At 51.6% G+C, this 18810-nt stretch carries 20 protein-coding genes; 13 read left to right on the forward strand and 7 right to left on the reverse strand.

Translation table 11 applies throughout. The features are described from left to right. Positions 1-29 precede the first annotated feature (29 nt). From ctaD to rnhA, 11 genes are all read left to right on the forward strand, one after another. Complete coding sequence (gene ctaD / locus QFZ34_RS17215; RefSeq protein WP_115052112.1) at positions 30-1691, forward strand: cytochrome c oxidase subunit I; 1662 nt, start codon at positions 30-32, stop codon at positions 1689-1691. Between the two features lie 77 nt (positions 1692-1768). Beyond that, positions 1769-2713: a heme o synthase gene (locus QFZ34_RS17220; RefSeq protein ID WP_307283335.1), complete on the forward strand. Its 945-nt coding sequence runs from the start codon at positions 1769-1771 to the stop codon at positions 2711-2713. Next, positions 2714-2869, forward strand: a complete 156-nt coding sequence (locus QFZ34_RS17225; RefSeq protein ID WP_307283337.1) for a cytochrome c oxidase system small membrane protein — start codon at positions 2714-2716, stop codon at positions 2867-2869. A 5-nt stretch (positions 2870-2874) separates the two neighbouring features. Further along, positions 2875-3495, forward strand: coding sequence for a cytochrome c oxidase assembly protein (locus QFZ34_RS17230; RefSeq protein WP_370878859.1), 621 nt, complete (start codon positions 2875-2877; stop codon positions 3493-3495). Between the two features lie 47 nt (positions 3496-3542). Continuing rightward, positions 3543-4424, forward strand: coding sequence for a cytochrome c oxidase subunit 3 (locus QFZ34_RS17235; protein ID WP_115052106.1), 882 nt, complete (start codon positions 3543-3545; stop codon positions 4422-4424). 87 nt (positions 4425-4511) lie between these two features. Next, positions 4512-5015, forward strand: a complete 504-nt coding sequence (locus QFZ34_RS17240; protein ID WP_115052211.1) for a L,D-transpeptidase family protein — start codon at positions 4512-4514, stop codon at positions 5013-5015. 10 nt (positions 5016-5025) lie between these two features. Next, positions 5026-5424, forward strand: a complete 399-nt coding sequence (locus QFZ34_RS17245) for a DUF983 domain-containing protein (RefSeq protein WP_115052104.1) — start codon at positions 5026-5028, stop codon at positions 5422-5424. Continuing rightward, positions 5414-6199, forward strand: coding sequence for an SURF1 family protein (locus QFZ34_RS17250; RefSeq protein ID WP_307283349.1), 786 nt, complete (start codon positions 5414-5416; stop codon positions 6197-6199). The genes QFZ34_RS17245 and QFZ34_RS17250 overlap by 11 nt, the downstream gene beginning before the upstream one ends. Before the next feature lie 42 nt (positions 6200-6241). Continuing rightward, positions 6242-7246 carry a 4-hydroxy-3-methylbut-2-enyl diphosphate reductase gene (gene ispH, locus QFZ34_RS17255; protein WP_307286428.1) on the forward strand — a complete coding sequence of 335 codons (1005 nt, stop codon included), beginning with the start codon at positions 6242-6244 and terminating at the stop codon, positions 7244-7246. A 2-nt stretch (positions 7247-7248) separates the two neighbouring features. Continuing rightward, positions 7249-8229: a homoserine kinase gene (locus QFZ34_RS17260; RefSeq protein WP_307283352.1), complete on the forward strand. Its 981-nt coding sequence runs from the start codon at positions 7249-7251 to the stop codon at positions 8227-8229. Further along, on the forward strand, positions 8226-8666 hold the full coding sequence (gene rnhA, locus QFZ34_RS17265) for a ribonuclease HI (RefSeq protein WP_115052096.1): 441 nt from the start codon (positions 8226-8228) through the stop codon (positions 8664-8666). Before QFZ34_RS17260 ends, rnhA begins: the two co-directional genes overlap by 4 nt. A 43-nt stretch (positions 8667-8709) precedes the next feature. Here rnhA and QFZ34_RS17270 read toward each other — a convergent pair whose 3' ends face one another. Together QFZ34_RS17270 and QFZ34_RS17275 are read right to left on the reverse strand one after the other, a co-directional pair. Further along, entirely contained in the window at positions 8710-9195 is a 486-nt protein-coding gene (locus tag QFZ34_RS17270; protein WP_307283355.1) for a peroxiredoxin, read from the reverse strand. A gap of 68 nt (positions 9196-9263) precedes the next feature. Beyond that, positions 9264-9953 (reverse strand): protein-disulfide reductase DsbD domain-containing protein, encoded by a 690-nt coding sequence (locus tag QFZ34_RS17275; RefSeq protein ID WP_307283357.1) that lies wholly within the window; start codon positions 9951-9953, stop codon positions 9264-9266. A gap of 264 nt (positions 9954-10217) precedes the next feature. Between QFZ34_RS17275 and QFZ34_RS17280 the strand changes: the two genes are divergently transcribed. Then, positions 10218-10820, forward strand: coding sequence for a YqgE/AlgH family protein (locus QFZ34_RS17280; protein WP_115052210.1), 603 nt, complete (start codon positions 10218-10220; stop codon positions 10818-10820). A gap of 12 nt (positions 10821-10832) precedes the next feature. Here the strand turns inward: QFZ34_RS17280 and QFZ34_RS17285 are convergent, their stop codons facing one another. From QFZ34_RS17285 to thrC, 4 genes are all read right to left on the reverse strand, one after another. Next, a complete protein-coding gene (locus QFZ34_RS17285) occupies positions 10833-13691 on the reverse strand; it encodes a putative bifunctional diguanylate cyclase/phosphodiesterase (protein WP_307286432.1) in 2859 nt (952 codons plus the stop codon). A 61-nt stretch (positions 13692-13752) separates the two neighbouring features. Continuing rightward, a complete protein-coding gene (locus QFZ34_RS17290; protein ID WP_307283360.1) occupies positions 13753-14334 on the reverse strand; it encodes a GNAT family N-acetyltransferase in 582 nt (193 codons plus the stop codon). 6 nt (positions 14335-14340) lie between these two features. Next, a complete protein-coding gene (locus QFZ34_RS17295; RefSeq protein ID WP_115052088.1) occupies positions 14341-15636 on the reverse strand; it encodes a M16 family metallopeptidase in 1296 nt (431 codons plus the stop codon). Positions 15637-15736: 100 nt separating this feature from the next. Continuing rightward, entirely contained in the window at positions 15737-17143 is a 1407-nt protein-coding gene (gene thrC, locus QFZ34_RS17300) for a threonine synthase (protein WP_307283364.1), read from the reverse strand. Between the two features lie 141 nt (positions 17144-17284). On the opposite strand from thrC, the gene QFZ34_RS17305 reads away from it, so the two are divergent. Beyond that, positions 17285-17890 carry a hypothetical protein gene (locus QFZ34_RS17305; RefSeq protein ID WP_307283367.1) on the forward strand — a complete coding sequence of 202 codons (606 nt, stop codon included), beginning with the start codon at positions 17285-17287 and terminating at the stop codon, positions 17888-17890. A gap of 33 nt (positions 17891-17923) precedes the next feature. Here the strand turns inward: QFZ34_RS17305 and QFZ34_RS17310 are convergent, their stop codons facing one another. Beyond that, positions 17924-18610 (reverse strand): HAD family hydrolase, encoded by a 687-nt coding sequence (locus tag QFZ34_RS17310; protein ID WP_115052083.1) that lies wholly within the window; start codon positions 18608-18610, stop codon positions 17924-17926. Between the last annotated feature and the right edge of the window lie 200 nt (positions 18611-18810).

Below are 18810 nucleotides of genomic sequence, written 5' to 3' on the forward strand. Positions count from 1 at the left end.
CTTTGCATTTGAGGAACGGGAGCTATCTCATGGCAGGTTCAGCTGCTCACGAAGCCCACGACGATCATCACGACCACAAACCCAGTGGTTGGACTCGTTGGGTCAATTCGACCAACCATAAGGATATCGGAACGCTTTATCTGATTTTCGCGATCATCGCGGGTATAATCGGCGGCGCGCTTTCGATTGCCATGCGTGCCGAGCTCCAGGAGCCCGGTATTCAGATTTTCCATGGTCTTGCTGCCATGGTCTACGGCTACGAGGGTGATGCGGCAATCGATGCCGGTAAGCACATGTACCTTGTGTTCACCACAGCTCACGGCCTTATCATGATTTTCTTCATGGTTATGCCCGCGTTGATCGGTGGTTTTGCCAACTGGATGGTGCCGATCATGATCGGTGCGCCAGACATGGCATTTCCACGTATGAACAACATTTCGTTCTGGCTGCTCCCGCCAGCTCTGATTCTTCTGCTTCTGTCATTGTTCGTTCCCGGTCCAGCCGGTGGTTACGGTACAGGCGGTGGCTGGACGATCTATCCGCCGCTTTCGACAACGGGTCAGCCCGGTCCGGCGATGGATTTGGCAATCTTGTCACTCCACATTGCTGGCGCCTCGTCCATTCTCGGTGCGATCAACTTTATCACCACGATCTTCAATATGCGCGCTCCGGGCATGACTCTGCACAAGATGCCGCTGTTCGCATGGTCGGTGTTGATTACTGCCTTCCTGCTGCTGCTCGCTTTGCCGGTTCTTGCTGGTGGTATCACCATGTTGCTGACGGACCGCAATTTTGGCACGACATTCTTCGCGCCTGAAGGCGGCGGTGACCCGATCCTGTTCCAGCATCTTTTCTGGTTCTTCGGTCATCCGGAAGTGTACATCATGATTTTGCCAGCCTTCGGCATCGTCAGCCACATCATATCGACCTTCTCGAGAAAGCCTATTTTTGGCTATCTCGGCATGGCCTATGCCATGGTCGCCATCGGCGTCGTCGGATTTATCGTATGGGCGCACCATATGTATACGGTCGGTCTTTCGCTCGACACGCAGCGCTATTTCGTTTTCGCAACGATGGTTATCGCTGTTCCAACTGGCGTTAAGATTTTCTCATGGATTGCGACCATGTGGGGCGGCTCAATCGAGTTCAAGCCACCAATGGTTTGGGCAATCGGCTTTATCTTCCTGTTCACCGTCGGCGGTGTGACAGGCGTACAGCTGGCCAATGCGGGTCTGGATCGTGCCATGCATGATACCTACTACGTTGTTGCTCACTTCCACTACGTTCTGTCGCTCGGTGCTGTGTTTGGTATCTTCGCTGGCTGGTACTACTGGTTCCCGAAGATGACGGGCTACATGTATAACCACACGATTGCCCACACGCATTTCTGGGTCACCTTCATTGGTGTGAATCTGGTATTCTTCCCGCAGCATTTCCTTGGGCTTGCCGGTATGCCACGTCGCTATATCGACTATCCAGATGCTTTCCAGGGTTGGAATGAAGTATCGTCCATTGGCTCATACATTTCCGGTGTCGCCGTTCTCATCTTCCTCTTTGGCGTGTTTGAAGCATTTGCTAAGAAGCGCGAAGCCGGTGCGAACCCATGGGGCGTAGGTGCAACCACTCTGGAATGGCAGCTTTCATCGCCTCCGCCTTTCCATCAGTGGGAACAGCTTCCACGTATTAAGTAAATGATCATGATAACCGGGCTGATTCATACAGTCCGGTTATCTCCTGAACGAAACTGAACTTTTGTAAGATCGAGCGCATGTCATTGATTGAGAAACACGCAACACTGGATGCAAACATTGGCCTCTCTGAAGCCAGTGCATCAGACTATATTGCGCTTCTCAAACCACGCGTCATGTCGCTGGTCGTGTTTACGGGTTTTGTTGGTTTGATGGCAGCGCCGGGCCACATTAATCCGGTAATTGCCGCCATTGCGATCCTTTGCATCGCTGTTGGCGCTGGCGCCTCCGGCGCTCTCAATATGTGGTATGATGCCGATATTGACGCGGTGATGAAGCGCACAGCCAAACGCCCAATACCAGCTGGCCGGCTCTCGCGCGATGAAGCGCTGACTTTTGGCCTGCTGCTTTCAATTTTCTCCGTTTTGACTCTCGGTCTGTTTGTCAATTTGCTGTCGGCGTTCTTGCTGGCCTTCACGATCTTCTTTTACGCCGTCGTTTATACGATGTGGCTGAAGCGCTCTACACCGCAGAACATCGTTATTGGTGGCGCGGCAGGGGCTTTCCCGCCAATGATTGGCTGGGCTGCTGTGACTGGTTCGGTCAGCATGGAAAGCATTGTTCTTTTTCTGATTATCTTTCTATGGACGCCACCCCATTTCTGGGCGCTGTCGCTGTTCATGTCCGATGATTACGAGAAGGCTAAAATCCCGATGATGCCCAATGTCATGGGCGAAGCTTCAACGAAGTTTCAGATCTGGCTATATACAATTCTGGTTGCGCCGGTGGCGGTTCTGCCTTGGATTATGGGTTTCGCTGGACCCGTTTATGGCGTGTTTTCGATTGCGATGGGCTTTGCGTTTTTGTTTTACGCATGGACCGTGTGGCGCGCGGAAATCGGCGAGCCAATGATCAAGCCTGCAAAAAAAATGTTCGCATTTTCCATCTTCTATCTCTTCAGTCTCTACGCCGTCCTGCTCGGCGAGATACTTGTGCGTAAAGCACTTCTGGTTCTGGGTGTTTAAATGAGTGATGACCGCATAACATTAAGTGACAAGCAGAAGCGCGCTCGACGCAGCCGCTCGCTCGCACTTGCGCTTGCGCTCGCAGCTTTCGTCCTTATCGTTTATGTTGGTACGTGGGCCAAGCTTGGTGCCAATATCCTGAACAGGCCTATGTGATGAGCATGGAAACGGGCTCTGATAAAGAAGTTCTAGTGGCAAAACGTAAGGTTTCAGACCGGACGATCGCGATTTCTTGTCTGGCGTTTTTCTTCGGGATGGTCGGCATGGCTTTTGCTGCCGTGCCATTATATGCAATGTTCTGCCAAGTTACTGGTTATGGCGGTACGACACAACGTGTTGAGCAAATGTCGGACACCATCCTCGACAAGACAATCACGGTGCGTTTTGATGCCAATACATCAGGCGGGTTGCCATGGGATTTCAAGCCTATGCAGCGGGACGTGTCGCTGAAAATCGGTGAAACCAAGCTGATTAAATATGAAGCCAGGAATGTCGCATCGCAGCCGACCTCGGGACGTGCGCTGTTCAATGTGACGCCCATGGCTGCCGGCGCATATTTCAACAAGGTTGAATGTTTCTGCTTTACGGACACCGTCTTGAAGCAGGGCGAAGATCTTGAAATGCCGGTTGTATTTTTTATCGATCCTGAAATTGTAAATGCGCCGGAGCTCAAAGGCGTCAACACAATTACGCTATCCTACACTTTCTTTCCGATACCAATGCCTGCGCCCGTTGCGGCCAGTGCAGAGGTGAACAAGACAACGACATCGGGACAGCTCTGAGGAGACGTTGATGTCTAGTGCAATAAACAGACCTTGCGGGGGTTAACATGGCCGAAGCGCACCAAAAGAACCACGATTATCATATTATCGATCCAAGTCCTTGGCCGTTCCTTGCCTCGGTAGGCGCATTCATCCTTGCCCTCGGCGGTATTGGTTTCATGCAATACAATAAGGGCGGCGAGTTTGTCCTGTTCAAAGCCAATCTGACCACACCTTGGCTTTTCGCCATTGGCTTGGTCATTGTGCTCTACACAATGTATGGCTGGTGGTCGGATACGATCAAGGAAGGCAAACAGGGACACCATACCCGCGTTGTGTCGTTGCATTTGCGCTATGGCATGATCATGTTCATCGCTTCAGAAGTGATGTTTTTTGCCGCTTGGTTCTGGGCATTTTTTGATGTCAGCCTTTATCCGGGTGAAGTTGAGCAGGTGGCTCGTACGACATTTACGGGCGGTGTGTGGCCGCCAAAGGGACTTGAAGTTCTCGATCCACTGCATCTGCCACTTTACAACACGGTTATTCTGTTGCTGTCCGGCACGACTGTAACCTGGGCACACCATGCTTTGATCCACAATGATCGCAAGGGTCTTATAACGGGTCTCGCCCTTACCGTTGTCCTTGGCGTTCTGTTCTCGTTTGTTCAGGCATATGAATACATTCATGCGCCATTTGCATTCAAAGATTCGATCTATGGTGCCACCTTCTTCATGGCGACTGGTTTCCATGGTTTCCACGTCATCATCGGAACGATCTTCCTGGCGATTTGTCTACTTCGGTCTATCCGAGGCGATTTCACGCCTGACAAGCATTTCGGCTTTGAAGCTGCTGCTTGGTACTGGCATTTCGTTGACGTGGTTTGGTTGTTCCTGTTTTTCACGATCTATGTCTGGGCATCGTGGGGTGCGCCGATCGCTGCTGGACATTAAAAACTGGCAGTATTTATGCTAAAAGAGCGGTCGCAGAAATGCGGCCGCTCTCATTATTTGAGCACATTGCTGCGGCATGGATTTTCGATGATCGCTAAACACGTGTCGCTGCTGATTGTGCTGGTGGGCCTCATTTTGGTGAGCGGAACATTGGCCGATGCGGCTGAGAAAGTTGATCTCGTGCGGGTCGAAAAATCCCAGCGAAAGATGCAACTTTTGTCAGGAAGCTCGGTCATTAAAGAGTACAAGATTGCACTTGGCGCTCGGCCGGTCGGCCATAAGCAATGGGAGGGCGATGAACGTACGCCTGAAGGCCGATACGTTCTCGATTGGCGAAATCCGAAAAGTATGGCGCACAAGTCAATCCATATTTCTTACCCGAATGCGCGAGATAAAGCGGCAGCCAAGTCGATGGGTGTGTCGCCGGGTGGTGCGATCATGATCCACGGTGCAGTCAATGGTTATGGATGGTGGGGATGGGTGCTTCAACTTATCGACTGGACAGACGGGTGCATAGCCGTCACTAATCCGGAGATGGATGAAATCTGGGCACTTGTCCAAGATGGAACGCCAATCGAAATTTACCCTTGAGTGATACTTGATGAATGAAGATTCTGCGCTTTATCCGCCTGTCGATCCATTCGCCGCAGGAGTGAAGGCCAAATGCCCTCGTTGCGGGCAGGGGAAGCTATTCGACGGCTTCATTACTCCAGCCAAGCGCTGCACAAGTTGCGGCTTGGATTACTCGTTTATTGATTCCGGAGACGGTCCTGCAGTTCTTGTTATGCTGATCATCGGCTTTATCGTTGTCGGGCTGGCGCTGTGGATGGAAGTCAATGTCGATCCGCCGCTATGGGTACACTTTCTGCTGTGGATACCGCTGGCACTTTTATTGTGCTTGACGGCGCTCCGCTGGATGAAGGGTGTATTGATCGCCCTTCAGTACAAGCACAAGGCTGCAGAAGGCCAGCTGGATATTCCATCGTCAAATGAACACTAGTCCCAATATTATGGAGCGGCGGCGCTTTCCCTGGGTCATGCTGATTCTCGGTTCCATTGTTTTTTTCATTCTCATTGCGCTGGGGACATGGCAGGTTGAGCGTCTGCAGTGGAAAGAAAATCTACTGGCGGAAATAGAACAGCGTACCCATACACCGCCGGCTTCGCTCACTGAGATTGAAAGCTTGTGGGTGGAAAAACACGATATTGACTATCGACCGGTGACTGTGACCGGTCAATTTTTGCATGGGCAAGAACGGCATTATTTCGCAACATTTGCAGGAATGTCAGGCTTTTATGTTTATGCACCGCTTCAGATGATCGACGGCAGAATTATCTTCGTCAATCGCGGGTTTGTTCCCTATGACAAAAAAGAACCCAGCAGTCGTGGCTCAAGCATAGAAGGACCGGTTGCGGTTAAAGGTCTGGCGCGCAATCCGCTTGACGCCAAACCTTCGTCAATTGTGCCTGATAATGATTTGAAGGCCAATATTTACTACTGGAAAGATTTGCCGGTAATGGCGGCTCAGTCTGGAGTGCCGACGGACAAACTAGTTCCTTTCTTCATTGACGCAGATAAAACGCCCAATCCGGGCGGTCTGCCGATCGGTGGCGTAACGATTATCGATTTGCCGAACAGTCATTTGCAATATGCAGTTACCTGGTATGGACTTGCCGCAACTCTGCTCGCTATCGCAGGCATATCGGTCTGGCGGCGCACTCATCCAAAAGAGGAACCGGTTCAATCCAATAGTTCGGGGTTGACTTCGCGTTGAATGCCGCCCAATTCCAAGAAGAACAAATTTGGCTGAGATATGATGATGACTGAGAAAGCTCCACTTACAATCCGTCTTTGCGGACCGCGCGGATTTTGCGCTGGAGTGGATCGGGCTATTCAGATCGTCATTCTGGCGCTGAAGAAGTATGGTGCCCCAGTTTATGTCCGCCATGAAATCGTTCACAACCGTTATGTTGTCGAAGGATTGCAGGCGCGAGGCGCAGTTTTTGTCGAAGAACTGGATGAGATTCCTGCCGAGCATCGCGGTCAGCCAGTCGTATTTTCAGCCCATGGTGTGCCGAAATCGGTGCCGGCGGACGCTGAAAACAAGAACCTGTTTTATCTTGACGCCACATGTCCCCTCGTTTCCAAAGTACATAAACAGGCGATGCGCCATCAGCGTCTTGGGCGTCACGTAGTCCTCGTGGGCCACTCCGGTCATCCGGAGGTGATCGGCACCATGGGACAGCTCCCTGACGGAGCTGTAACACTTATCGAAACCATTGAAGATGCTGCGACCTATATGCCTGCGGACCCAGAAAATCTTGGCTTCGTAACGCAGACCACCTTATCTGTGGATGACACAGCCGGGATAATTGCGACTTTGCAGGAACGTTTTCCGGCACTCACCGCACCGGCGGCCGAGTCCATTTGTTATGCCACCACCAATCGTCAGGATGCGGTAAAAGCTGCTGCCCCAGGCTGTGACTTGTTCCTGATCGTCGGGGCGCCGAATTCTTCCAACTCCAAGCGGTTGGTCGAGGTGGCTGAGCGCTCCGGTGCCAAACAGTCGCTTCTGGTTCAGCGGGCAACCGATATTGACTGGAACAGCGTGGGCAAAATTGCCACCGTCGGGCTTTCTGCTGGCGCATCAGCGCCCGAGATCATCGTCGACGAAATTATCCAGTCATTTTCAGAACGGTATTCGGTGTCGATTGAACTGGCGGAAACCACAGTTGAAACAGAGAATTTCCACGTTATGCGCGATCTGCGGGATGTAGAATTAACAAGTCACGACATGGCTTTTGTCAATGGGATCCACTGACTATGGCCGTCTATACCGATATTAACGAAATCGAACTCGCACAATTTTTAAAGAACTACGATATCGGGGAGCTGCTCTCCTACAAAGGTATTGCGGAAGGCGTGGAAAACTCAAACTATCTTTTACACACGAGCAGGGCTGCGTTCATTCTGACCCTTTACGAAAAACGCGTCGACAGTAGTGATCTGCCTTTTTTTCTGGGCCTCATGGAGCATCTTGCCGGTAAAGGTATCAGCTGCCCCTTGCCTGTGGTTCAGAAGTCAGGCTCAAACATCGGCGAACTTGCAGGCCGTCCGGCCGCTATCGTAACTTTTCTGGAAGGCATGTGGATGCGCAGGCCAACAGTGCAGCATTGTGCGGCACTTGGAGAGGCACTGGCGCGAATGCATCTTGCTGGTGAAGATTTCCCCATGCGCCGCAAGAATGCGCTCTCGGTGGAAAGCTGGCGCCCGTTATGGAATAATTCCAGAACCGATGCAGACCAAGTCGAGGCGGGTCTCACGAAGGAAACCGAAGAAGATTTGTTGTTTCTGGAAAAAAATTGGCCCTCCCATCTTCCTTCTGGCGTCATTCACGCAGACTTGTTTCCCGATAACGTCTTTTTTCTCGGCAGCAAGTTATCGGGGATTATCGACTTTTATTTCGCCTGCACAGACCTTCTCGCCTACGACGTTGCTGTTTGTCTGAATGCCTGGTGTTTCGAAAAAGACAATTCGTTCAACTTGACCAAGGGCACGGCATTGCTGCGCGGCTACAACGCTGTCCGTCCCTTGTCGAAAGAAGAGGCGGCAAGTCTGCCGGTTTTGGCCCGGGGTTCCGCACTGCGTTTTATGCTCACAAGGCTCTATGATTGGCTGAATACCCCTGAGGGAAGCTTCGTAGTCAAAAAAGACCCGCGGGAATATTTGCGTCGCATGCGCTTTCATCGCCAGATAAGCTCTCCTGAAGAATACGGATTGGCCTTTGAGGGGCAAAAAGCGTGAAGGAGATACAAGCTTTCACTGATGGCGCTTGTTCAGGCAATCCCGGTCCCGGGGGCTGGGGCGCTGTACTGCGCTGGAACGGCAATGAAAAAGAACTTTCTGGCGGTGAGGCGGATACCACCAATAATCGCATGGAATTGATGGCCGCAATTTCGGCTCTTAATGCACTGAAAGAACCGTGCCAAGTCGATGTCTATACGGACTCAGTCTATGTGCGCGATGGTATTTCCGGATGGATCGAGGGCTGGAAACGGAATGGCTGGAAAACGGCTGCAAAAAAACCGGTGAAGAACGCCGAACTTTGGCAAGCCCTTGATGAAGCGCGCAAGCGCCATAAAGTTGTCTGGCATTGGGTAAAAGGCCATGCGGGGCATCCGGAAAACGAACGGGCCGACGAATTGGCCCGCGCCGGCATGGCGCCTTACAAACGGAAGTAAATGGCAAGGATCGGATAACCGATCCTTGCCATTCTGAACTTTATCAGAGCTGTTCGAGAATTGTAGCGGCGCTCGAAGTGACCGTCTGACCGGGCGATTCCTCAATATTGAGTTGTTTCACAACGCCATCTTCGATCAGCATGGAATAACGTTTCGATCGCACGCCCATATTGCCCGCGCCGAGGTCTATTTCCAGTCCAACGTCCTTGGTGAAGGTTGCGTTTCCATCAGAAAGATACTGAATTTTACCTTCGCCATTGGTGGCTTTTGCCCAAGCGCCCATGACGTGAGGATCATTGACTGCGACGACCACGATTGAGTCCACGCCTTTTGCCAAAATGGCGTCGCGGTTCTCAAGATAGCCCGGCAGATGATTCATGCTGCAGGTCGGAGTGAATGCGCCGGGTACGGCAAAAAGCACCACTTTTTTACCTTTGAACAGCGCGTCGGAGCTGATTTCGCTTACACCTTCGTCAGATTTTGTTTTGAACCTTGCATCGGGTAAACGTTCGCCCACCTTGATCGTCATGAACTGGCTCCTTGGATAAATAGTATGACGTAACTGACATAGTGCTGCCGACATGTTTTTACGAGTTATTATTGAACGTCAATCGTTCCAGCTACGGCCTGCTTTCCTTGGACCAATGTATAGTTCAGGATTATCGATTTCTCTTGCTTGCCGGAGGTGAGTGGCACGGAAAATACGGCGCGATTTCCGTCACGTTTTTCAAGCTTGGCCATGCCAAAGGCTACCGATCCGTTTCCCGCAGCAAAAATGTCGATATCCGGGTCATCGGCAGGTAAGTTGACGACGAGTTCAATAGCATCACCCTTCCTGGATGCGGAGGTCGCTCCGAAGTTGGTTGTGGCTTTGGCGGGTAATTGTTCAAAAGCCGTGCTTATCAACGTCCTCGAAAGAGCGTCAGATGGCGAATTGTCAATGTCTATATCGAATTCTGCCATAACGGGGATGCAGATTGTCTCACAAATACCAAGGAACGCATGGCCTTTCAGTTGTGCAGGCTGGTTTGGTTCCGTCAAAGTCAGTGTGACGGGAAGCGAGACCGGCTGTTTATAACCCGCCCAATGCGTGCCTCCATCGTCAAAGCGGTGTGGCGCTGGGAAGGCAAGCGTAGCACTTTTAACATTTGTGCTGCCAGTGATACTTAGCTCCGGTGGCACGCCCGCATCGCCCGGTTCACGCCAATAGGTTTTCCAGCCTGGATCAAGGTCGATCTGGACGACGCCTCGTACCACATTTGCATTGGGCGGAGGGTTGTCTATCACCAGGCGGACGCTACCTCCGGGTGTTTTTGTCCATTCCGAACTTCCAGCATGAGCTTGAAAAGCAGTGGCTAACGCCGCTAGAAAAATAAATATTCTGATCTTCATGCCTAACCATTACAGGCCTTTAAGACGCGAGCAAGAAGGGTTTGAGCTTCAATTCATCATTTCTGCGTGAGCTTTCCGTTAGCCAGGAATTAGGCCTATGGTTACGATTCGTTATCCATGCCCGTTGTCATTTGCAAATTCCTTGATACCTTTACTGCTATGGAGATTTTCAGAGACGCCAGTAAAAATACAGGATTTCTGAATGGGCAGTTCCTTCTCGCAATGCCGGGGATGGATGACAGCCGCTTTGCACGGTCGGTGATTTATGTCTGTGCGCACTCCGAAAAGGGTGCGATGGGCCTGATTATCAACCGCGCCCAGGAAATGGAGTTTGCAGATATTCTGGTTCAACTGGGTGTGCTTGATGAAGAGCAGGCTATTGTTATGCCAGAAAGAACACGTGATTTCCTGGTCCGCAGCGGTGGTCCTGTTGAGATGAGGCGTGGGTTTGTCCTGCATTCAGATGACTATCTTACAGATTCAACAATGCCGGTTGCCGAAGAGATTTGCCTGACAGGGACAATCGATATTCTGCGCGCTATTTCCGGCGGTCGTGGTCCCCGCAAAGCCCTGATGACACTCGGATATTCTGGCTGGGCATCCGGTCAGCTGGAAACTGAGATAGCAAATAATGGCTGGCTAACGTGCCAAGCGCCACAGGAATTGCTGTTCGATACCGATATGGACCGCAAGTACGATCGTATTCTCAGTCATATGGGCGTTGATCCATCCAGGCTGGCAACTGTTGCGGGCCACGCATAGTTGCCTTGGAAACTAGGATGCCTTGGATTGCTGGAACTGATCGCGTAGAAGTTTAGTTGCTACATCCAAAGTCAGCGGAGGGCTGAACATGAAACTCTGGGCAAACTCACATCCCATTTGACGCAGTTGTAGCGCATCGCTTTCGTTCTCGATTCCTTCCGTGACCACCGATAGTCCCAAATCATGCGCCATGCTGATCATCGATCGCAGCAGCGTAACCTTTTGAGGTTGTTCCGCCTTCAGGAAAGACCGGTCAATCTTGATCATGTCGAACGGGAAAGATGTCAGATAGGACAGGGAGGAGTATCCCGTACCGAAATCATCGAGCGAAACGCCGACACCCATCGCTTTGATGCTCGAAAGCACATAAGCGGACCGCTCCGGGTTCTCCATCATAAGAGACTCGGTCAATTCCAGCTTGAGGCTGGCTGGACTGATCTGTGTTTGCAGCAATACGGATCGCACATCATCAATCAAATCCTGGCGGATCAGTTGGCTGCTGGATATATTCACCGATACGAATAACGGGTTAGCACCAAGATTGCGTTGCCAGTTCACAAGATCTTCAGCAGCACGGTGCATTGCAAACAGGCCAAGCTGGACAATCAGGCCGGAACTCTCGGCAATGGGTATGAACTCCGATGGCGGTATAGAGCCTCGGCGGGGATGATCCCAGCGCATAAGGGCTTCAAAACCGGCAATGCTATTGTCTTCCAGGCGTATGATCGGCTGATAAGCCATATGAATTTCGCGGCGCTCAAGCGCGCGGCGCAAATCAGATTCAAGTTGAAGACGGTCACTTCCGACTGCACGGAAAGCAGGGCGGAATGGCTCGATGCGGTCCCCTCCAAACCTTTTCGCCTGATACATGGCAAGCTCGGCGTCTTTGACCAGGTCTTCTGGCGAGGCCGACGTGCCGCTAGTCCATGTGATCAACCCAAGCGATGCGGTGAGTACGATTTCGCGTTTCGAGAAGGCGATGGGCGCACGAATTGCCTGTTTGATCGCTTCGGCAAAGGCGGCGATTTTCGCAGGCTCGCTTTCCGATACCAGAATAAGGCCGAACTGATCTGCCGACAGGCGGCTCAGCGTATCCTGCGGCCGCAACAGCCGGTGCAGACGACGCGATATTGTGAGCAGGAAAGTATCACCTGCGGACATGCCAAGGCCGTCATTGACCTGCTTGAAACGATCAATGTCGATGATAAAAATCGTTGGACGCAGTTTGCTTTCTGTCTGCGCCATGGTGATAACTGAACCCAGGCGATCAAGAAACAGTTCGCGATTGGGCAGTCCCGTCAGATTATCGTGAACAGCATCATGAAGCAGGCGTTCTTCCGCCTTCTTCTGCTCAGTCACATCAATTAGCGTACCGACACAACGCACAATCTCTCCGTCAGAGCCAATCACGGGCCGTGCTTTCAATGAATACCAATAATAATGGCCATCATTGGCGCGCAGGCGGAAGGTCTGCGATATCCGGCCCCGCCGGTTTTCAAGAATGACATCAAGTGTAGTGCGAAAACGATCGCGGTCATCCGCATGCAAAGTTGGTAGCCAGTTGCGGACGGCACCGTGAAGTGAACTGGCCGACGCCCCAAGAAAGTTTGTAAGGTCAGGGGTGGTCACTACGCGGTCACGCGGCACATCCCAATCCCAGACAATATCGCCAGAGCCGATAATGGCCAAGGCCTGCCGCTCTACGTCCGAGAAGAGGCCTTGTTGCAATGCACCCCCAGAAAATGCGTGCTGCATGACGGTAAAACCGATCAACAGGACGATAAGCACCAATCCTCCAGCCAAGGCCGGCTGGATGATGTCATTGGACAGAATGCCGGATACGGTCAGCCAGCTTCCAAGCAACCAAACCAATAACAGCATCCATGTCGGTATAAGCATGATCGCCCGATCATAGCTCCTGAACGAGAAAAACCCGATCAACAAGGTGCCCGACAGAATCGTTAATGCGAACGAGAAGCGGGCGATGCCAGCAGCAATCGGAGGATCGAAGATGGCAACACCGGAGACAATGCCCAACCCCAGAATCCACGTTAGCGCGCCATAGCTGAAATTGTCGTGCCACCGATTGAGATTCAGGTAGGTGAATAGAAAAATCACCAATGTTGCAGCAAGCGCAACTTCCGTTCCAGCGCGCCAGACTTGTTCGTTGCCAGGAGTTATCTCGATCAGCTTGTTCCAGAAACCAAAATCGACGCAGATATAGGCCAGCACGGCCCATGCCAAAGCAGCCGTTGCAGGAAAAAGAGAAGTTCCCTTCACCACAAACAGAATGGTGAGAAACAGGGCAAGTAGCCCAGCAATACCCAACAGGATCCCGCGATACAACGTATAAGAATTGACCGTATCCTTGTAAGCGTTGGGCTCCCACACATAAACCTGCGGCAGATTGGGAGACGCCAATTCGGCAACCAAGGTGATGACAGAGCCCGGGTTAAGCGTAATCAGAAAGATATCGGCGTCTTCACTTGCCTGCCGGTCGAGCGCAAAACCTTCGCTGGGCGTGATGGAAGTAATGCGGGTGGAGCCTAAATCTGGCCAGATAAAACCAGAGCCGACAAGCCGGAAATGCGGTACAACGATCAGGCGATCGATCTGTTCGTCGGTCGGATTTGCCAGGGCGAATGCAGCCCAGTCACCGGTCGCTCGTTTGTCATTTGCAGGCACTTCGATGCGGCGAACAATACCATCGGTGCCGGGCGCGGTGGAAACCTGAAAGGTCTCGCCCTGATTTCTGTAAACTTCAACCGCCTTTGACAGGTCAAGCGCAGTGCTTTCCTTGGTGATCTTGATGGTTTCAAATGCTTGAGCGGTCGCATGAAGAGCCAACAACGAAACGATAAGGACACACATGCGCAACAAGCTTCTCAGCATATGTCCAGTCAATAAAGCCACCGATAATACCTTTGCTTGGTTACCGCCACCGATCGTCTTCAATAAGCGAGAAGAGCAGGTGGTTTTGCCACATACCATTGATTTTGAGGTAGGAGCGTAACAGTCCTTCCTTCTGAAATCCGGCTTTTTCGAGAAGCCGGATAGATCTTTCATTGCTTGGAATACAGGCCGCTTCCAGCCGGTGCAACCTTAGCTTGGTAAAAGCATAGGGTATAATTAGCCGAAGAGCTTCATACATATAGCCTTGACCGGCAAACGGCTCGCCAACCCAATAGCCAATCATGCCATTCTGCCCCACACCGCGGCGAATATTGCCAAGGGTAATGCCACCAATAAGGCGCGAGTCGGTGTTGCGAAACAGGAAAAAGGGATAGGCCGTTCCGGCAGCCGCTTCCTCGTCATAATGCCTGATCCTGTGGCGAAATGCACTTCGCTCCAAATCGTCTACAGCCCAGAGCGGCTCCCAAGGCACCAGAAAATCACGGCTTTGCGCGCGGAGCGTTGCCCAGGCCTTATAGTCCGAAAGTTGAGGTGGACGTAAATACAGCCGCTCGCCCTGAAGGGGCGGGGGTGCACTTTTCAGGAACGGCAGCGCGATCATCGCACTTTAGACAGCGATTTTTCGCGGGCTTGCCGATATTGACGTCAAACCGTTGCGAACGTCATCAAATTTCATTAATGAACCAATTGGACCAACAGCGGCAATCGTTGGTGTCGTATCCAGAAACAATCGGCCTGCAAGATCTGTCAGCCGCTCGACCGTAATCTTGGACAGCCGGTCGACCAGCGCTTCCGTTGATACAGGTTCACCGTAAAGCATGATCTGCCTTGCGATTTGTCCTGCCCTGCTGGCAGCACTTTCATGCGACATCAGCAGGCTCGCACGATACTGTGCGCGGGCGCGATTCAATTCCTCCTGGGAGATATTGCGTGCAGCTTCGTGTAGCTCGTTGATAATGACGGGAACAAGCTTTTTAAGATTGCTTCGGCCAGTTGCGGCATGAATGCCAAAAATGCCGGTATCGGAAAAGCCCCAGTGAAAAGCATAAACGGAATAACATAATCCGCGTTTTTCCCGCACCTCCTGGAAAAGCCGCGAAGACATTCCCCCGCCAAGCACCATGGAGAGCAATTGCGAAGCGTAGAAGTCACGCACGTGATAAGCGCGACCTTCAAAGCCAATGACCAATTGAGCATCCATTAATTCCCGCTCTTCCCGGAAATCACCGCCGACATAATGTGCTGGATCAGCCTCAGGCGCAGTGGATTTTGCCCGGAATGAGCCGAGACGTTTTTCAACTTCGCGCACAAATTCGTCGTGCTTTACGCCGCCTGCGGCAACGACGACCATGCGTTCGGCGCTGTATTGCTCATCCATATACTGGCGCAGATCGGCTGAGGAAAAAGATTGAACGGTCTCAGGTGTCCCGAGAATGGTCCTGCCTATAGTCTGATTTTTGAAGGATGCCTCGGTAAAACGGTCAAAAACAACGTCATCGGGCGTGTCATGTGCAGCGCCGATTTCCTGCATAATGACGTTCTTTTCACGTTCAAGTTCGTCTGCATCAAACTTGGAACTTGTCATGATGTCGGTGAGGATATCGATAGCCAGCGGCATGTCATCGCGCAGAACGCGAGCATAATATGATGTCGTCTCGACACTGGTTGCTGCGTTGATCTCGCCGCCAACATCTTCAATATCGGCCGCAATTTTCCACGCGGAGCGATTTTCGGTCCCTTTAAATGCCATGTGTTCGAGGAGGTGAGCCATGCCATGCTGGTTCTTCGCCTCACTTCTCGACCCTGCTTTTACCCAGATGCCAAGTGCTACACTCTCCACATGCGGCATTGTCTCTGTCGCAATCGTCAAACCGTTGGAGAGGCGACTGATTTCAACGCCCATGCAATGCTCCTCACTTGCCGCCCTGCTGCGCCGTACATCCGGACTGGAAGCACACTATACGCAGCAGCACCTTGTATTTGTTCATCACCGCTCAATCCGTTTAAAGCTTATGAGGTGACGCACGCGAATGTTGGCTAATATACTCTTTCACATTTTTCAGGTCGTTGGGAAGTACCGTATATTGTTCTTTTCGTCCCATCAGATCGCCGAGCCACGCCGGAAGATCGGCATTTACTCCGCTGGCATCTTTTACAGCATCTGGAAATTTTGCGGGATGGGCTGTCGCAAGAACGACGCTCTGCTGATCTGCTGGAATTTTCTCACGGGAAACCTTCAATCCGATGGCAGAATGCGGATCCATGAGATAACCGGTGGACCTAAGCATTTGACCGATTGTTTCGGCTGTTTCTGCTGCCGTTGACCGGCCAGCGCCAAATTCTTCGCGTATCTTGCTCAGCGCGGGCTCCCCAATCACGAAGCTGCCGGATTGTTTCAGATTATTCATCAGGCGCAGGACAGCCTCGGCGTCCCGACCGTGTGCTTCAAATAGCAGCCGTTCGAAATTCGATGACACTTGAATGTCCATGGACGGCGATGTCGTATGAAGAACGCCGCGCGTTTCATAATTCCCTGTTTCGATCGTGCGGGTCAGAATGTCATTGTCATTCGTTGCGATGACCAGCTGATCGATTGGCAGGCCCATGCGTTTTGCCACATAACCAGCGAAAATATCACCAAAATTCCCGGTGGGGACAGTAAAGGATATTTTGCGATCAGGACTGCCGAGGGAAAGTGCCGAGGTAAAATAATAGACGATCTGGGGCATAATACGTGCCCAGTTGATCGAATTGACCCCTGATAATGACAGGGTGTCGCGAAAGTTCAAATCATTGAACATGCCTTTGACGAGCGACTGACAATCATCGAAATTTCCTTCGATTGCCAATGCATGCACGTTGGGGGCGCCGGATGTCGTCATCTGTCGCTGCTGCACCTGGGAAACCCGGTTGTGCGGAAACATGATGAAAATATCTGTCCTGTCGCGATTGGCAAAAGCCTCAATGGCTGCGCCGCCTGTATCTCCGGACGTTGCTCCTACTATGGTGGCCCGCTCATTGCGCTGTGTCAGTATGTAATCCATCAGACGGGCCAGCAACTGCATCGCCACGTCTTTGAAGGCGAGGGTGGGCCCGTGAAAGAGCTCTAGAACAAATTCATTATGCGCGGTTTGAACGATGGGACAAACCGCATCATGACGAAATGTTTCATAGGCTTCGTGTACCATACGCTCGAAATCAGACTGATCAATATCGCCGTCGATAAAGGGCGTCAGGACATGAATCGCGATCTCAGCATAGGTTTTCCCACGAAGCGAACGAAGCTCTGCAGCGGAAAACTGTGGAAAATGCTCCGGAAGATAGAGACCGCCATCGCGTGCCAGACCCGCCAGAAGCGCGTCGGAAAAGGCAAGTTTAGGGGCTTCGCCGCGGGTACTGATGTATTTCATATTTTCGCCTTGTGTACCTTGTCTAAGAGTGCCGATATCGTGCTGGTAAAAAAGCTGATGAAGCCCGTCGCATTATTTGCTTACCGTTGGTATAGAACATGTCGGTTCGTCAAGCTTCGTTCTTTGGGGAAAGTTCTGTTCATGAAGTCAAAAACACATAATTCCAAGCCTTTCTATCAACTTTACGCCCCAGTTTGTGCTTTGGTCTTTGCTGTGGGACTGAGCGCCTGTTCTACGAGTGGCTCAAAAACGGAAGATCCCAATAGTCCGAAAGCCCAGGCATTGGGCCAGGCCCAGGAGCGTATCAAAGCTTCAGAACTATTGGCTTTCTGCCCGCAAGTTACTATTCGTGAGGGCACATCCGTTTTGACGAACTACGGAAAAGCCGAAAAAACTCCAGATAATCTGATTTACCAAGCTTCAATCTCCAATGAGACACGATCCTGCAGCACCGTTGAAGGCAATATGACGATGAATGTTGCCATTGCTGGTAAAATCGTGCCCGGGCCGAAATTTTCGCCCAATACTGTGAACGTGCCGATCCGTGTCGCCGTCGTGCAGGGTACTGAAGTTCTCTATTCGAAACTGCACCATCAGGCAGTTCCAGCGAATGACGGTAGTGCCGCAACACAATTTGTTTTCAACGATGCGAACGTTTCTTTCCCAAAACCTTCGGCTCAAAATATTCAAGTCTTTATCGGTTTTGATGAATCAGGCGATGCGCCCAAAAAATCGAGAAAAAAGTAAGAAAAAGCCGGCAGTAGCCGGCTTTTTCTTCATTTAAACAGTTTCTGACCAGATTGACATGGCCTCGATGGTGGCCGGCAAATCCCTGTGACGGCTGATAACCGTTTCGGCACCGGCGTCAGTAAGCTTGTCGGCGTGGCCGGGATAGGTGTGCGAGCCACCGGTAAAGCCAATAACGCGCATGCCAGCCGTATGTGCAGCGTGCACGCCATGCGTGGAATCTTCTATCACGATGGCATTTGCCGGATTCACATTGAATTGCTTGGCGGCAAACAGATAGACATCCGGCGCTGGCTTTGGCTTTTGTGTCCCCACTTCGCGTGCGGAAAAAATGTGAGGGGAAAACAACTCGTAAAGCGTACTTTGCTCAAGCATCATTTTCAGTGAAGAACTGATCGAGTTGGAAGCAATGCACTTTGGGTATTTCAGCGAGGCTATAATCTGTTCTGCGCCCTCAATGACGTTCAACTCATTGCGCAATTTATGGTCCATCTGGCGGGCCGATTCTTCGATCAGTGATGCTGAAATCGGAATGCCGGATTCTTTCTCGACCTGTAGCAGTATATCGGTCCATGTCAGACCCGCAAAACGTTCAGCGATTGTCTCTGGGTCAATCGGATAACCCGATTGCGTCAGTAATTGAGATTCAACTTCGGCAGCGAGGAATTCTGAATCAACGAGCACGCCATCGCAGTCGAAGATTATGAGTTGGGGTTCCATTGAATAATACCTGTCCGGAATAGTGTGCGGCAAATAATGCACGCCTCGGGTCAATTGGGGGGATTACGGGCATCGACTACACCCTTATCGGCCATGCGTCAAAGAAAAGCTCTTCGGTCAACTCATGATCTACCTGCTCTTAACGCGATATTTACCCTACGCGGTAACCATAAGGATCAGTAAAGCGTCTCCAGTAATCG

Origin of the sequence: Phyllobacterium ifriqiyense, assembly GCF_030817885.1 — a bacterium.
Lineage (GTDB): Bacteria > Pseudomonadota > Alphaproteobacteria > Rhizobiales > Rhizobiaceae > Phyllobacterium > Phyllobacterium ifriqiyense.

Excerpts from the sequence above, each read along its gene's own strand:
- QFZ34_RS17270 (WP_307283355.1), bottom strand. The coding sequence starts at position 9,195 with ATGACGATCAAGGTGGGCGAACGTTTACCCGATGCAAGGTTCAAAACA.
- QFZ34_RS17235 (WP_115052106.1), top strand. The coding sequence starts at position 3,543 with ATGGCCGAAGCGCACCAAAAGAACCACGATTATCATATTATCGATCCA.
- ispH (WP_307286428.1), top strand. The coding sequence starts at position 6,242 with ATGATGACTGAGAAAGCTCCACTTACAATCCGTCTTTGCGGACCGCGC.
- QFZ34_RS17250 (WP_307283349.1), top strand. The coding sequence starts at position 5,414 with ATGAACACTAGTCCCAATATTATGGAGCGGCGGCGCTTTCCCTGGGTC.
- ctaD (WP_115052112.1), top strand. The coding sequence starts at position 30 with ATGGCAGGTTCAGCTGCTCACGAAGCCCACGACGATCATCACGACCAC.
- QFZ34_RS17305 (WP_307283367.1), top strand. The coding sequence starts at position 17,285 with ATGAAGTCAAAAACACATAATTCCAAGCCTTTCTATCAACTTTACGCC.
- QFZ34_RS17295 (WP_115052088.1), bottom strand. The coding sequence starts at position 15,636 with ATGGGCGTTGAAATCAGTCGCCTCTCCAACGGTTTGACGATTGCGACA.
- QFZ34_RS17290 (WP_307283360.1), bottom strand. The coding sequence starts at position 14,334 with ATGATCGCGCTGCCGTTCCTGAAAAGTGCACCCCCGCCCCTTCAGGGC.
- QFZ34_RS17230 (WP_370878859.1), top strand. The coding sequence starts at position 2,875 with ATGGAAACGGGCTCTGATAAAGAAGTTCTAGTGGCAAAACGTAAGGTT.
- QFZ34_RS17310 (WP_115052083.1), bottom strand. The coding sequence starts at position 18,610 with ATGGAACCCCAACTCATAATCTTCGACTGCGATGGCGTGCTCGTTGAT.
- QFZ34_RS17245 (WP_115052104.1), top strand. The coding sequence starts at position 5,026 with ATGAATGAAGATTCTGCGCTTTATCCGCCTGTCGATCCATTCGCCGCA.
- thrC (WP_307283364.1), bottom strand. The coding sequence starts at position 17,143 with ATGAAATACATCAGTACCCGCGGCGAAGCCCCTAAACTTGCCTTTTCC.
- QFZ34_RS17260 (WP_307283352.1), top strand. The coding sequence starts at position 7,249 with ATGGCCGTCTATACCGATATTAACGAAATCGAACTCGCACAATTTTTA.
- QFZ34_RS17285 (WP_307286432.1), bottom strand. The coding sequence starts at position 13,691 with ATGTGTGTCCTTATCGTTTCGTTGTTGGCTCTTCATGCGACCGCTCAA.
- QFZ34_RS17225 (WP_307283337.1), top strand. The coding sequence starts at position 2,714 with ATGAGTGATGACCGCATAACATTAAGTGACAAGCAGAAGCGCGCTCGA.
- QFZ34_RS17280 (WP_115052210.1), top strand. The coding sequence starts at position 10,218 with ATGGAGATTTTCAGAGACGCCAGTAAAAATACAGGATTTCTGAATGGG.
- QFZ34_RS17220 (WP_307283335.1), top strand. The coding sequence starts at position 1,769 with ATGTCATTGATTGAGAAACACGCAACACTGGATGCAAACATTGGCCTC.
- QFZ34_RS17240 (WP_115052211.1), top strand. The coding sequence starts at position 4,512 with ATGATCGCTAAACACGTGTCGCTGCTGATTGTGCTGGTGGGCCTCATT.